This window comes from Clavibacter tessellarius, from assembly GCF_001618005.1.
Taxonomy (GTDB): Bacteria; Actinomycetota; Actinomycetes; order Actinomycetales; family Microbacteriaceae; genus Clavibacter; species Clavibacter tessellarius_A.
The window spans coordinates 89,549-103,036 of sequence record NZ_LQXA01000003.1 but is presented as its reverse complement, the minus strand read 5'-3'; the positions used below and the strand labels follow the sequence as shown (position 1 = coordinate 103,036).

Genomic DNA, 13,488 nt, shown 5'->3' with positions numbered 1-13,488 from the left:
ACGAGCCGATCTGGGCGATCGGGGCCGAGGAGCCCGCGTCCGACGCGCACATCATGGCGGTGTGCCGCCGCCTGCGGGCGCGCGTCGACGAGCTCGACGCGCACCCCGGATCCGCCGTCATCTACGGCGGCAGCGCGGGGCCCGGGCTCCTCACGCGCATCGCGGAGGACGTCGACGGCCTGTTCCTCGGACGCCGCGCGCACGATCCCGCGGGCCTCGCGGCCGTGCTGGACGAGGTGCACGCACTGGCGTCCCGGCCGGACCACGACCCGGGTGACGGCAGACTGTCCTGGTGACCACCGGCCTCCCGCTCGACGCCTCCTCGATGCACGCGCGTCGCGGCCTCCGCGACCGCGTCTACGACCTCGTGCTCGACATGCTCCTCGGCTCCGAGATGGAGCCCGGCTCCCGCCTCGCCATCGACCAGATCGCCCGCGAGCTGCACGTCTCGCCGACTCCGGTCCGCGAGGCGCTCGTGCAGCTGGAGCGCACCGGGCTCGTGGCGCGCGAGGCGCACAAAGGCTACCGCGTGGCGCCGCCCATCGCGGGCGAGCAGCTGGAGGCGCTGTTCGACGCGCGCGTCGTGCTCGAGGGCGGGGCGACGGCGCTGGCGTCCGCGGATCCCGCGCGCCTCGTGCCCGCGCTCGAGGAGGCCCTCGCGGCGCACGAGGAGACGACCCGGCGGATCCGCGCATCCGGCGACGCCGCCGACATGCCGGTCGGCCTCATCCGCGAGTACTTCGTCGTGGACTGGGACTTCCACCACCGCATCTTCGAGGCCACCGGCAACCCCTTCCTCCTCGACATGTCCGACGCCATCTCCACGCGCGTGCACCGCATGCGCCAGAACCTCCGCACGGGCGTGCACGACGCGGACGACGCCGTGCACGAGCACCGGGCCATCATCGCCGCGGTCGCCGAGGGCCCCGAGGCCGCGGCCGCCGCGATGCGCGCGCACATCGAGCGGGTGCGCGAGCGGTCGCGACGGGACGCGGACGACGCACCCGCGAGCTGACGCCCGTGTCGCCCGGCAGGGCTCGCGCGGCAGGCGCGGCCGCACCGCCGGCCCCGGCGCCTAGATCGGCGCCGGCCCCAGCTCGTCCATCAGCTGCTTGATCGCCACGTACGCCCTGTTCCGGTACGCCACGAGCGCCTCGGTGCGCTCGGCCGGCACGTCGAGGTAGCCGGATCCGGTCTTGGTGCCGTACTCGCCCGCGTCGACGTGCTCCTGCAGCGACGCCGGCGTCGCGAAGCGCTCGGGCCAGCGGGTCTGCAGCGAGGCGTAGCAGAACGCGTACACGTCCAGGCCGGCCATGTCCGCGATGGCGAACGGGCCGAAGACCGGGAGGCGGAAGCCGAAGGTGGTGCGGACGATCGTGTCGATGTCCTCGGGGGTCGCGATGCCCTCCTCCACGATCTGCGTCGCCTCGTGGAAGAGCGCGTACTGGAGGCGGTTGAGCACGAAGCCCGTGGAGTCCGTGACGCGCGCGGTCTCCTTGCCGGTGGACGCGACGAGCGCCTCGGCGGCCCGGATGGCGGACTCGTCGGTGCCCGCGTGCGGGATCAGCTCGACGCCCGGGATGAACGGCGCCGGGTTCGAGAAGTGCACGCCGAGGAACCGCTCCGGGTTCGTGACGGCCTCGGCGAGCGAGCCGATGAGGATGGTGGAGGTGTTGGACCCGATGATCGCGTCGGGCCGCGCGGCCGCCGAGATCCGCCGGAGCGTCGCGTGCTTGATCTCGAGCTTCTCCGGCACGGCCTCCTCGATGAGGTCGGCGTCGGCGACGGCCTCCTCGATGGACGCGGCGGGCGTCACGGCCGCCCGGATCCGCTCCACGGCGTCCGCCGGGAACAGGCCGTCCGCGACGAACCGCTCCGCCTCGGCGATGAGGCGCGCGTGGTTCGCGACCGCGATCTCCTCCGAGATGTCGGCGATGCGCACGCGGGCGCCCGCGAGCGCGAGCACCTGCGCGATGCCGCCGCCCATGTAGCCGGATCCGACAATGGCGATGTCCTTCGGCGTGCTCTGCGCGTCGCTCATGACGCCCCTTCCCCTCGTGCGCCCTGCGGGAGCAGGGTGCGGATGTAGTCGCGGTTCTCCGCGCAGACGCCGAGGCTGTCGCCGCCGTACTGCTCGGTGAGGATGATCCCGTCGAAGCCGAGCTCGACCGCGTCGCGGATGACCTGCCGGTAGTCGATGAGGCCGGCCCTCATGGTGGTGGGCACGCTCGTGGCCCAGCTGCCGTCGGCCGCCTCGTCGCGCATGTAGTTCTTCACGTGCCAGTAGTTCGCGTACGGCAGCGTCTTCGCGTACAGCTCGCGCCAGCTCTCGACCGGGCGGTGCAGGCGGATGAGGTTCGCGACGTCGGGGTTGAGGCCGACGTTGTCGAGGCCGATCTCCTGCACGAGCCGCACGGCGCTGTCGGCCGTGCCGAGGTGGGTGTCCTCGTACATCTCGAGCGCCATCCGGAGGCCCAGGTCGGCGGCGTGCCGGCCGAGCTCACGGAGGCGCGTGACGGCGGCGGCCCACACCTCCGGATCGTCGGGGTCCTTCGGGCCCTCGGCGGTCCAGAACCACAGCGCCTTCCGCTGCGCGTCGCTGAACGGCTGGTGCAGCCCGGTCGAGAAGACCTCCATGCCCATCTCGGCGATCGCGTCGATGGTGCGATGCGCGTAGGCGAGGTTGCGCTCCTCGTGTCCCGGCATGATCACGCTCTGCCGCTGCAGGTGCACGGACGGGATGCCGACGCCGTGGCCTCGGGCGACGGCGACGAGCTCGTCGCGGCGGGACGGGTCGAGGTCCGCGGGCCGGATGTGGCTGTCGGCGAGCTCGGCGAGGGTGAAGCCCTCGCGCGCGATGTCGGCGAACATGCGGTCCCAGACCGCGGTGTCGGCGTCGTGCAGGGCGACGCCGTCGCGGCCGACCGTCGCGAAGCCGTGCAGGCAGGTGGCGATGGGCCAGTCCGCCGCGGTGAACGCCGGCGCGGCCGGGGATCCCGGGGTGGTCACGGTCGTCGCGGTCGTCTCCGGCATGCTGCTCCATCGCGGTCGTCGGGTCCCGGATGCCCGGGATCCAGATCCTATAGGAAATAGCATTCGGGCGGCCAGGGCCGTCGCGACGACCGCGACCCCGTCAGCCGAGCAGCGGCCGCTGCGCCCTCTTCCGCTCCACGTACTCGGCGTGCGCCGCCTGCGTCGACGGCATCTCGGAGACGCCGGGCACGGGCACGTCCCACCAGCCCTCGCCGTCGGGGCCGTAGACGAGCGGGTCGCTCTCCACGTGGATCACGGTGGTGCCGTCGGACGCCTTCGCGCGGCGCACGGCATCGCCGAGGTCGCGGGCGGCGTCGGGACCGGGCGGGACCTCGATCACGTCGACGCCGTAGCTGCGCGCGTTCGCCGCGAGGTCGACGGGCAGCGGCTCGCGGCCCTCGAAGTTCCGCGTCGCCGGGTCGAGCTGGCGGTAGCGCGTGCCGAAGCGCTCGGTGCCGACCGTCTCGGAGAGGTGGCCGATGGACGCGTAGCCGTGGTTCTGGATCACGACCACGATGATCTTGATCCCCTCGGCCACCGCGGTCACGAGCTCGGTGTGCAGCATGAGGTACGAGCCGTCGCCGACCATGACGATCACGTCGCGGTCGTCGCCGTACGCCTCCGCGCCGCGCTTGACCCCGAGCCCGCCGGGGATCTCGTAGCCCATGCACGAGAACGCGTACTCGACGTGGTAGCCGAGCGCGTCGCGCACGCGCCAGAGCTTGTGGAGGTCGCCCGGCAGGGATCCGGCCGCCTGCACGACGACGTCGCGCGGGTCGCTCGCGGCCTGCACGGCGCCGACGATCTCGGGCTGGCCGGGCAGCGCGCCGCCCGTGGGCGCGAGCGCGCGGTCGACGAGCGCGTCCCACTCGCGCTTCTCGCGGGCGATGCGGTCGGCGTACGCGGCGTCGACGCGCGTGCCGGCGAGCGCGTCGGTCAGCGCCTCCAGGGTCTCCCGCGCGTCGGCGATCACGGGCAGCTGCGTGCCGTGCTTGTAGGCGTCGAAGGCGGCGACGTTGACGTTCACGAAGGTCACGTCCGGGCGCTGGAACGCCGTGCGGCTCGCGGTCGTGAAGTCGGAGTAGCGCGTGCCGATGCCGATGACCACGTCGGCCTCCGCGGCGAGGCGGTTCGCGGCGGTGGATCCGGTGGCGCCGATGCCGCCGAGGTACTGCGGGTGGTCCCACACGAGCGCGCCGCCGCCGGCCTGCGTGGTGCCGACCGGGATCCCGGTGGCCTCGGCGAAGCGGAGCAGCGCCTGCTCGGCCGCGGAGTAGATGACGCCGCCGCCCGCCACGATGAGCGGGGTGCGCGCGTCGCGGATCGCCTGCACGGCCCGGGCGAGCGGCCCGCGCTCCGGCAGGGGCCGGCGCAGGTGCCACTCGCGCGGCGCGAGGAACGCGAGCGGCACGTCGAGCGCCTCCGCCTGCACGTCCTCGGGCAGCGCGATGGTCACGGCGCCCGTCTCGGCCGGGTCGGTGAGCACGCGCATGGCCGCGAGCGCGATCGAGTACAGCTGCTCGGGCCGCTGCACCCGGTCGAAGAAGCGCGAGAGCGGACGGAACGCGTCGTTCACGCTGATCCCGGTGTCGTGCGGGTGCTCGAGCTGCTGCAGCACCGGATCCGCGACCCGGGTGGCGAAGGTGTCGCTCGGCAGGAGCAGCGCCGGCAGCCGGTTCGCCGTGGCGAGGGCGGCGCCCGTGAGCATGTTCGCGGCGCCGGGCCCGACCGAGGCGGCGCTCGCGTAGGTCGCGAGCCGCCGGTGCATGCGCGCGAAGCCGACCGACTGGTGCACCATCGCCTGCTCGTTGCGGGCCTGGTGGTACGGCATGAGGTCGGGATCCTGCGCGTTCGCCTGCATGAGCGCCTGGCCGATCCCGGCGACGTTGCCGTGGCCGAAGATCCCGAAGACGCCCGGGATGGTGCGCTCGCGGTGGTCGCCGTCGACCGTCCACTGGGCCGCGAGGAACGCGACGAGCGCCTGGCTGACGGTCATCCGGGTGGTGGGCTCGGTCATCGGGTCGGGGCTTCCTGGTCGTGTGCGGGCGTCGCGTCGTCGGCGAGGTACGGCAGGCGCGGGTCGATCTCCTGCCCGGCCCAGGTGCCGCGGATCCAGCCGTGCGCCGGGTGGTCGCTGATGAGCCAGGCGCGGTCGGCGCCCGGCCCCGCCATCACGTTGAGGTAGTAGAGGTCGTAGCCCGGCGCCGCCACCGCGGGCCCGTGGTAGCCGTAGGGCACGAGCGCGACGTCGCCCGTGCGCACGACCGCGTCGATGGCGATCTCGCCCGCGGGCGACGAGGACGTGTGGAACAGGCCGAACGGATCCGCGTCGGCCGGCGCCTCGAGGCCCTTCCCGACGGCGGTCTCGAAGTAGTAGATCTCCTCGAGCCGCGACTCCTCCCCCGGCCTCTCCTCGTCGTGCTTGTGCGCGGGATAGCTCGACCAGTTCTCGGCCGGGGTCACGACCTCGCAGACGATGAGGCGCTCGGCGTCGAGGGATCCGGGCGTGCCGGGGGTCCCGAAGTTGTGCACCTGGCGGCTCGACCGGCCGGCGCCGCGCAGCTCCACGGGCACCTCCTCGTGGGCGATCCGGCGGCTCGGCACGCGCCGGGTGGCGGGCGACTCGGCGACGGCCACCCGGCCGGATCCGGTGAGCACCGCGCTCGATGCGCACGAGAGGTAGAGCACGTCCGTCGGGCCGGCGAAGACCGAGGCGCGGCCCGCGAGGTCGGTGACGCGCTCCTCGCCGTCGCCCTCGCGGTGCCGCACGGCGAAGGATCCCGCGAGCGGCACGACCATGCGCTCGACGCCCGACGCGGGCAGCTCGAGCGCGTCGCCGTCGGCGAGCACCGCGACCCGGAGCCCGGTGTGCTCCCAGCCGGGCACCGATCCGTCGACCACGGTCTCCCAGCCGTCCCGGCCGAGGGTGCCGCGGGGGTGCAGCCACTCGTTCGTCGTCATGCTCGTCTCCGTCGTCGTCATGGGGTGCTGGCGGTGGTGCGGGTCAGGGTCAGGTCTGCGGGAACCCGAGGTCGACGCCGCCGTGCGACGGGTCGAGCCACCGGCTGGTGATGGCCTTCTGCTGGGTGAAGAACCGCACGCCCTCGGCCCCGTGCGCCTTGGTGTCGCCGAAGAGGCTGGAGCGCCAGCCGCCGAACGAGAACGTGGCGACGGGCACGGGGATGGGGACATTGATCCCGATCATGCCGACCTGGACCTCGTTCTGGAAGCGGCGCGCGGCCCCGCCGTCGTTCGTGAAGATCGCGGTGCCGTTGCCGAACGCGCCGGCGTTGATGAGCGCGACGCCCTCCTCGTACGAGCGCACGCGGACGACGCCGAGCACGGGCCCGAAGATCTCCTCCGTGTAGGCGCGCGAGCTGGTGGGCAGCTCGTCGATGAGGGTCGGGCCGAGCCAGAAGCCGTCGGCCTCGCCGTCGACCTCGATGCCGCGGCCGTCGACGACCACGCGCGCGCCGTCCTCCTCCGCGATGGCGATGTAGGAGGCGACCTTGTCGCGATGCGCCTCGGTGACGAGCGGGCCCATGTCGCAGCCGCGGCGGCCGTCGCCGACGCGGAGGCCGGTCATGCGCGTCGAGATCCGCTCGATGAGCGCATCCGCGACGGGCTCGACCGCGACGACCACGGAGATCGCCATGCAGCGCTCGCCCGCCGAGCCGAAGCCCGCGTTGACGGCCGAGTCGGCGACGAGGTCGAGGTCGGCGTCGGGCAGCACGAGCATGTGGTTCTTGGCGCCGCCGAGGGCCTGCACGCGCTTGCCGTGCTTCGTGCCCGTCTCGTAGACGTGCTGGGCGATGGGCGTGGATCCGACGAACGAGATCGCGCGCACGTCCGGGTGTGCGAGCAGACCGTCCACCGCCTCCTTGTCGCCGTTGAGCACCGTGAAGACGCCGTCGGGGAGGCCGGCCCGCTTCCACAGCTCGGCGATCCAGATGGCGGCGCTCGGGTCCTTCTCGCTCGGCTTCAGGATCACGGCGTTGCCGGCCGCGATCGCGATGGGGAAGAACCACATCGGCACCATCGCGGGGAAGTTGAACGGCGAGATGATCCCGACGACGCCGAGCGGCTGCTTCGTGGAGTACACGTCGACGCCGGTCGACACCTGCTCCGAGTACTCGCCCTTGAGGTGGTGCGCGAGGCCGGTCGCGAACTCCACGACCTCCTGCCCGCGGGTGATCTCGCCGAGCGCGTCGCTCACGACCTTGCCGTGCTCCGACGTGATGATCTCCGCGAGCTCCCCCTTCTCGGCCTCGAGCAGCTCGCGGAAGCGGAAGAGGATCGCCTGCCGCTTGGCGAGCGAGAGGTCGCGCCAGGCGGGGAACGCGGCGTGCGCGGACGCGACGGCGCGCGCGATCTCGTCCGCGTCCGCGAGCGCGACCTCCTTCGTGACGACGCCGCGCGCGGGGTCGTAGACGGGCGCGGTGCGGCCGGAGGTCGAGGGCGAGCGGGCGCCGTCGATCCAGTGCGGGACGACGGGGAGCGGGGCGGTGTCGGTCATGGTGTCCTCTGGCGGTCGGCGGGTCGAGTTCGGGATCGGGTCGGTCTTCGGGGTCAGGAGCGGGCGCGGCCGTGCACGAGGGCGGCGGCCTGGTCGACCGCGCGGGCGACGTCGCCGTCGGCCGGGTGGATCAGCGTGCGCCCGACGACGAGGCCGCGGACGCCGGGGAGGCCGAGCGCGTGATCCCAGCCGGCCCAGGTGTCCTCGCTCGCGCCCTGCGGATCGCCGCCGAGCAGGAGCGTGGGCAGGGTGGTGGCGGCCATGACGCGGGCCATGTCGTCGACGACCGGCAGCTTCATCCACGTGCGGGCGGACGACGAGCCGAGGCCCGAGGCGATGGCGATGGACGTGATGACGGCGTCGGCCGACAGGTCGTTGACGATCCGGCCGTCCTGCCACGCGCTCAGGAAGGGCTCGAGCATGATCGGCAGGCCGGCGCGCACGGCGGCGTCGACGGCCCGGGCGTTGGCCTCGAGGGTCGCCGCGGTGCCCGCGTCGCCGAGGTTGACGCGCACGAGGGTCTTGGCGAAGTCGAGTCCGTCGCGCACGATGCCGTCGACGTCGTAGGCCGTGAAGCGGTCGTCCATCTCGAAGACGGCGCCGCGCAGGCCGCCACGGTTCATGGATCCGACCACGACCTTGTCGTCGAGGAGGCCGAGGAGCGCGAGGTCGTCGACGATGTCCGGGGTGCCGAGCACGCCGTCGACGCCGTCGCGGGTGAGGGCGGTGGCGAGGCCTTCCAGCAGGGCGTAGCGGTCGGCGAGCGCCATCGGGTCGTCGCCGACGCCGAGGGCGCCGCGCGCGGGGTGGTCGGCGGCGACGATGAGCAGGCGGCCGTCGTCGCGGATCAGCGGGCGGCGGATCCGGCCGGCGAGCGCGCGGGCGACGGCGGCGGGATCCGTGGCGCGCACGTCGCGGAGGGCGGCGAACGCGCCGGGCAGGTCACCGGCCCGGACGAGCTCGGCGGGCGTCATCGTCGCATCGACGGCGGTCATCGGATCCCCTCCAGCACGGCCTCGACCTCGGCCGTCGTGGGCATGGCGGTGGAGCACTCGCGGCGGGACGCCACGATCGCGCCCGCGACGTTGGCGAAGCGCAGGATCCGCTCCAGGTCCCACCCGGCGAGCAGCCCGTGCACGAGCGCGCCGCCGAAGCCGTCACCCGCGCCGAGCCCGTTGACGACCTCCACCGGGTACGGCGGCACCTCCACGGTCTCGTCGCGCGTCTTGGCGAGCACGCCCTTCGGCCCCTGCTTCACGATGGCGAGCTCGACGCCGCGGTCGAGCAGCGCGTCGGCGGCCCGCAGCGGATCCGTCTCCCCCACGGCGATCTCGCACTCCTCGCGGTTGCCCACGGCGACGGTCACGTGCTCGAGCGCGCGGCCGACCTCGCGGGTCGCGTCCGCGGGCGACGACCAGAACATCGGCCGGTAGTCGAGGTCGAGCACCGTGAGCGGTCGGCGCGCGCGGGCCACCCAGGCGGCGTGGTGGGCGGAGCGGCTCGGCTCCTCGCTGAGCCCGGTGACGGTGGACCAGTAGACGCGCGCGTCCCGGATCGCCGCCAGGTCGAGGGTCTCCGCCTCGATGCAGAGGTCGGGGGCCTTCGGCCGGCGGTAGAAGTAGAGGGGGAAGTCGTCGGGCGGGAAGATCTCGCAGAAGGTGACGGGCGTGGGCAGGTCGTCGACCGGGGGCACGAAGGCGGCGGAGACGCCGAGCCGCTCGAGCTCGCGGGTGACGTAGCGGCCGAACGGGTCGTCGCCCACGCGGGAGACGAGGGCGGCGGATCTGCCGTGCCGGGCCGCCGCGACGGCCACGTTCGCGGCACTCCCGCCGAGGTACTTGCCGAATGTCGCGACGTCCTCCAGGCCCACGCCGTCCTGGAGCGGGTAGAGGTCGACGCCGACGCGGCCGATGGTGATCACGTCGTGGATCGGGGTCGGGGCGGGGGCCGTGTTCTCGGCAGTGGCTGCGTTATCGGCAGTGCTCATGGCGGCGCTGCTTCCTCTCCGGCGGTGGAGGGCGGTGGTCGGGTGCTGCGGTCCGTCCAACGTAGCGCATGTTCTGACATAGGCACATGGGTCCGCGCGCCTACGGTCGTCATCCCGCCGCCGCCCGCGACCCGGGTCATCGGCCGCGCGTCATCCCGACCCCGAAGCCGGCGCCGAGCGCGAGGCCCACGACGACCAGGAGCCCGGGCACGGGGATCGCGGAGGAGGCGAGGCCACCGAGGAACGAGCCGCACAGCGCGGGCACCAGCTGGCCGAGGCCGCGGGAGATGGCACCGCCAGGTCCGCGGAAGGCCTCATCGACGCCGGCGAGCACGACGAGCAGTGCGACGAGCAACAGGGGGACGAGGATGCCGACGGGGACGGCCTGCGTCAGCGGCGTCACGAGGGCGATCACGACCACGAAGGCGGCGTAGGCGGCCGTGGACGCCATGGTCACTGCGACATGGAACCGGAAGCGACGGTGAGCCGGAGCGTGCGCCGGGAGTTCGCGCAGCACGGGGCGGGAGCCGCCGTGGCGGGCGTCGAGGTCGCCGACGATGCCGTCGCCGCCACCGCTCGCGGGGAGGTCATCGCGGCGGTCGTCGGTCACGGTGCGACTGTAGCCGGGCCGGCCTGCGGCCCGGCCCTCAGCGCACGACTCTCAGCGCACGACACCGTGGAGCGGCAGGTGCATCACGTGCAGGCCGACGAGCCCGTGCTCCGCGTGGTCGAACGCCTGCGGGACCGTGCCGACGATGCGGAAGCCGAGCGACTCCCACAGGTGCACGGCGGCGCGGTTCGTCTCCACGACCGCGTTGAACTGGATGGCCAGGTAGCCCTCGGCGCGCGCCCACGCGATCACGTGCTCGCCGAGCGCGCGGCCGATCCCGCGGCCCGCGTGCGCCGGATCCACGAGGAAGGACCCCGTGGCGACGTGCGCCCCGCGGCCGGGCCGGTTCGGGCCGGCCTTGGCGGATCCGAGGATCGCGCCGTCGTCGTCGACCGCCACGAACGTGCGGCCCGGCGCCTCCGCCATCCAGTTCGGCCGTGCCTCCTCCCGCGACTGCCCGGCGGGGAGCGCGTAGGTGCGGCCGGCGTCGACGATCGCCCGGTAGAAGGGGTGGATCAGGGGCCAGTCGGCATCCGTGGCGGGGCGGATCTGCATGCGGTCGAGGGTATCCGGGGGCCGGCGCCCGACTCGGGACATGCGGACACGACGGCACTGGCGGGTGGATACGTCCCTCGTTCTGGGACCCCGGGTGACACAGAATCGGCAGTTCCTCGCCCGTAGAATTCACGGGAGCAGATAGAGGTTGGCATGGCGCGTCGGCGCGGATTCTTTGCGGAAATGCAGCATCAGGCGCGCCTCGCGGAGCAACGGCAACGCGCGGCCATGCGTCAACACGAAGCTCACGTGCGATCCCTGGAACGCGCACGCAAGGCGTCTGCACGAGCGCAGGCCGCCGCCGCTCGTGCGTCCGAAGCCGATCGCAAGCGCCTCGAGAAGGAAGCCTCTGCTGCCCATGTCGAATTCATGCAGGTGCGCGCCGAGCACATGAACGACGACCTCGCCGCCCGATACGCAGAGCTGGACGGGTTGCTCACCGCGACCCTGGATCGGGATGACCACGTCGACCTCGAGGAGTTGCGCGTCGTCGCGGAGCGTCCGCCCTTCCCACGCCCCGAACTGCGCGATCCCATCCCGTACCCCACGCCCATCCCCGACCCGCCTCTTCCCGTCCAGCATGAACCGGAGCCGCCGACCGGCCTCTTCGGGAAGAAGCGCAAGATCGAGGAGGCGCAAGCCGCGGTGGATGCGCAGTACGCCACCGATTACTACGCCTGGCAGGCCGCGACGGAGGCGCTTCCTCGCCTCCGCGCTGAGCAACACGCGCTGCACGCTGCGGCAGAGGAGGCTCGACAGCGCCAGCTGGCTGACGTCGAGAACGCTCACGCCCTCCTCATCGCCGAGAACGAAGCCGACGCAGCCGCACAGAACGCCGAGTTGGACGCGCTCATCTCCGGCCTCGCGTACGGGACGGTCGATGCCGTCGAGGAATATGTCGGCATCGTGCTCGCGAACTCCGTCTATCCGGAGTGGTTCGAGGTGTCGCACGGTGCGGACTTCGATCCCGCGACGGCCGAGCTCAATCTCCGCGTGACCATTCCGGGCCCTGACCTGGTCCCGGCCATCAAGGGATACCGGTACGTCAAGGCGTCCGACGAGATCTCTCCCTCACCGTCCACGCAGAAGGACACGAGGGACCGTTACGCCAAGGCCGTCCATGATGTCGCGTTGCGCAGCCTGCACGAGGTCTTCGAGGCCGACCGCCGCGGGCTCATCCGTGGCGTATCGCTGGAGCTGGGCACCGAGACCATCAACCCCGCCACGGGACGAGACATCTACGTCCGCTTCGTCGCTGTCGCGACGACACGAGAGCGATTCGCGGAACTCGACCTCTCGGCGGTGGTTCCCAGCGCCACGCTCGACTATCTGAATGCGGTCGTCTCGAAGAACCCCCTGGCCTTGATCGGCGTCGAGGCGGACGGCGTGCGACGGGCATGACGTCGGGAGGAATGACGTTCAACCCACCTCCCGGCTGGCCGCGCCCGCCTGCGACCTGGACGCCTCCTGCCGGATGGACGCCGGACCCCTCCTGGCCGCCTGCTCCTCGAGGGTGGGTCCTCTGGCTCGATGCCGATCCGGATGCTCATCAAGCGCCGGCCGGGACCGACGAGGGCACCCCGTCGCCGCCTGCGTCCACGGAGGCGTCCTCTGCGAATCCCGACGACGACCGCGACACACGCCTGCAGGCGCTGGAAGCGGAGAACGCGCGGTTGCGCGAGAGGCTCGCGGGCGGAGAATCCGAGGACCTCATCGACCTCGATGATGCACGTGTCCTGCAAGCCGTCGGCATCTACCGCTTCCATCACCCGCTCGAAACCGCGGCTGCGTACAAGGACAGGCTGACGGACGTCGAGTCGCGGATCGCGGATGTGGTGCGCGACGATCGGGCGATAGAGAAGTCCGAGATGTTCACGTTCAACAACTCGCTGGCGCAGGGACGGCGCATGACGACCGACCTGGCCCGTCTCATGCTCCGTGCCTACAACGCGGAAGCCGACAACGCGCTCAGGACCCTGCGTGCAGGAAACGCGCTGACGGCGACGCGCCGGCTCGAAGCATCGCGTGTCGCGATCGCGAAGCTCGGGAAGCTGATGGAGATGCGCATCAGCGACGCGTTCCATTCCCTCCGGGTGGAGGAGATCGAGCTGACCGCCGACTGGCTCATGAAGAAGCAGGTGGAGCGCGAGGAGGCGCGTGAAGAGCGGGCTCGCCTGAGGGAAGAGCAGCGCGTGCAGAAGGAGCTCGACGAGGAGCGCGCGCGGCTCGACAAGGAGCGCGCGCATCTGCTCACCGCGCTCGGTGTCCTCACGTCCCAGGGACAGACGGATGCGGACCTGCTCGCTCGCCTCGCGGCCGTCGAGGGCGCCATCGCGGACAACGACTTCCGAGCGGCGAACATCCGCGCGGGTTACGTCTACGTCATCTCCAACGAGGGCGCATTCGGACCGGGCGTGGTGAAGATCGGACTGACGCGCCGCCTGAAGCCCGCCGAGCGCATCAGCGAGCTCAGCGGCGCATCCGTGCCTTTCCGCTTCGACGTGCACACCCTCTTCTTCTCCGAGGATGCCGTCACGTTGGAGAACGAGCTGCACCGGCACTTCGCCGCCCGCGCCCTCAATCAGGCGAACTCACGCAAGGAGTTCTTCTTCGCGACGCCGAGCGAGGTGCGTGAGGTGCTGCTCAGCAAGGTGGGCAATCTGCTCGAATTCTCCGATGCCGCGGAGGCGATCGAGTTCAGGCAATCCGTCGCCTCGTGGCCGACAGCATCCCGTGGTCGGCACGCCGTCTCCTGATCTCGTGCCGGCGGCGTACGGCGGGTCGCAC

13 protein-coding genes are annotated in these 13,488 nt (G+C 72.4%); 4 read left to right on the top strand and 9 right to left on the bottom strand.

All coding sequences use genetic code 11. From position 1 onward, the window contains the following. Both AWH51_RS00635 and AWH51_RS00630 read left to right on the top strand, forming a co-directional pair. Positions 1-296: triose-phosphate isomerase (locus AWH51_RS00635; RefSeq protein ID WP_175345438.1), on the top strand; the 296-nt coding region annotated here is incomplete at its 5' end. Next, positions 293-1,015, top strand: a complete 723-nt coding sequence (locus tag AWH51_RS00630; RefSeq protein WP_254654412.1) for a GntR family transcriptional regulator — start codon at positions 293-295, stop codon at positions 1,013-1,015. The genes AWH51_RS00635 and AWH51_RS00630, both read left to right, overlap by 4 nt. 60 nt (positions 1,016-1,075) lie before the next feature. Here the strand turns inward: AWH51_RS00630 and AWH51_RS00625 are convergent, their stop codons facing one another. The 9 genes from AWH51_RS00625 to AWH51_RS00585 form a co-directional block, all read right to left on the bottom strand. Beyond that, positions 1,076-2,041 carry a 3-hydroxyacyl-CoA dehydrogenase family protein gene (locus tag AWH51_RS00625; protein ID WP_063070208.1) on the bottom strand — a complete coding sequence of 322 codons (966 nt, stop codon included), beginning with the start codon at positions 2,039-2,041 and terminating at the stop codon, positions 1,076-1,078. After that, entirely contained in the window at positions 2,038-3,033 is a 996-nt protein-coding gene (locus AWH51_RS00620) for a sugar phosphate isomerase/epimerase family protein (RefSeq protein WP_063070207.1), read from the bottom strand. The genes AWH51_RS00625 and AWH51_RS00620 overlap by 4 nt, the downstream gene beginning before the upstream one ends. A 100-nt stretch (positions 3,034-3,133) precedes the next feature. Next, positions 3,134-5,050, bottom strand: coding sequence for a 3D-(3,5/4)-trihydroxycyclohexane-1,2-dione acylhydrolase (decyclizing) (gene iolD / locus AWH51_RS00615; RefSeq protein WP_063070206.1), 1,917 nt, complete (start codon positions 5,048-5,050; stop codon positions 3,134-3,136). Beyond that, positions 5,047-5,994 (bottom strand): 5-deoxy-glucuronate isomerase, encoded by a 948-nt coding sequence (iolB, locus tag AWH51_RS00610; protein ID WP_063070205.1) that lies wholly within the window; start codon positions 5,992-5,994, stop codon positions 5,047-5,049. The genes iolD and iolB overlap by 4 nt, the downstream gene beginning before the upstream one ends. Before the next feature lie 49 nt (positions 5,995-6,043). Beyond that, positions 6,044-7,549 carry a CoA-acylating methylmalonate-semialdehyde dehydrogenase gene (locus AWH51_RS00605; protein WP_063070204.1) on the bottom strand — a complete coding sequence of 502 codons (1,506 nt, stop codon included), beginning with the start codon at positions 7,547-7,549 and terminating at the stop codon, positions 6,044-6,046. Positions 7,550-7,602: 53 nt separating this feature from the next. Then, entirely contained in the window at positions 7,603-8,544 is a 942-nt protein-coding gene (locus AWH51_RS00600) for a Cgl0159 family (beta/alpha)8-fold protein (protein WP_081234722.1), read from the bottom strand. Then, on the bottom strand, positions 8,541-9,536 hold the full coding sequence (gene iolC / locus AWH51_RS00595) for a 5-dehydro-2-deoxygluconokinase (protein WP_063070203.1): 996 nt from the start codon (positions 9,534-9,536) through the stop codon (positions 8,541-8,543). Before iolC ends, AWH51_RS00600 begins: the two co-directional genes overlap by 4 nt. 136 nt (positions 9,537-9,672) lie before the next feature. Further along, positions 9,673-10,146: a hypothetical protein gene (locus AWH51_RS00590; RefSeq protein WP_063070202.1), complete on the bottom strand. Its 474-nt coding sequence runs from the start codon at positions 10,144-10,146 to the stop codon at positions 9,673-9,675. A 51-nt stretch (positions 10,147-10,197) separates the two neighbouring features. Continuing rightward, positions 10,198-10,701, bottom strand: a complete 504-nt coding sequence (locus AWH51_RS00585) for a GNAT family N-acetyltransferase (protein WP_063070201.1) — start codon at positions 10,699-10,701, stop codon at positions 10,198-10,200. A gap of 249 nt (positions 10,702-10,950) precedes the next feature. On the opposite strand from AWH51_RS00585, the gene AWH51_RS00580 reads away from it, so the two are divergent. Continuing rightward, on the top strand, positions 10,951-12,102 hold the full coding sequence (locus AWH51_RS00580) for a hypothetical protein (RefSeq protein ID WP_254654411.1): 1,152 nt from the start codon (positions 10,951-10,953) through the stop codon (positions 12,100-12,102). A gap of 11 nt (positions 12,103-12,113) precedes the next feature. Then, entirely contained in the window at positions 12,114-13,457 is a 1,344-nt protein-coding gene (locus tag AWH51_RS00575) for a DUF4041 domain-containing protein (protein ID WP_063070199.1), read from the top strand. The last annotated feature ends 31 nt before the right edge of the window (positions 13,458-13,488 follow it).

Excerpts from the sequence above, each read along its gene's own strand:
- AWH51_RS00625 (WP_063070208.1), bottom strand. The coding sequence starts at position 2,041 with ATGAGCGACGCGCAGAGCACGCCGAAGGACATCGCCATTGTCGGATCC.
- AWH51_RS00620 (WP_063070207.1), bottom strand. The coding sequence starts at position 3,033 with ATGCCGGAGACGACCGCGACGACCGTGACCACCCCGGGATCCCCGGCC.
- iolD (WP_063070206.1), bottom strand. The coding sequence starts at position 5,050 with ATGACCGAGCCCACCACCCGGATGACCGTCAGCCAGGCGCTCGTCGCG.
- iolB (WP_063070205.1), bottom strand. The coding sequence starts at position 5,994 with ATGACGACGAACGAGTGGCTGCACCCCCGCGGCACCCTCGGCCGGGAC.
- AWH51_RS00605 (WP_063070204.1), bottom strand. The coding sequence starts at position 7,549 with ATGACCGACACCGCCCCGCTCCCCGTCGTCCCGCACTGGATCGACGGC.
- AWH51_RS00600 (WP_081234722.1), bottom strand. The coding sequence starts at position 8,544 with ATGACCGCCGTCGATGCGACGATGACGCCCGCCGAGCTCGTCCGGGCC.
- iolC (WP_063070203.1), bottom strand. The coding sequence starts at position 9,536 with ATGAGCACTGCCGATAACGCAGCCACTGCCGAGAACACGGCCCCCGCC.
- AWH51_RS00585 (WP_063070201.1), bottom strand. The coding sequence starts at position 10,701 with ATGCAGATCCGCCCCGCCACGGATGCCGACTGGCCCCTGATCCACCCC.
- AWH51_RS00575 (WP_063070199.1), top strand. The coding sequence starts at position 12,114 with ATGACGTTCAACCCACCTCCCGGCTGGCCGCGCCCGCCTGCGACCTGG.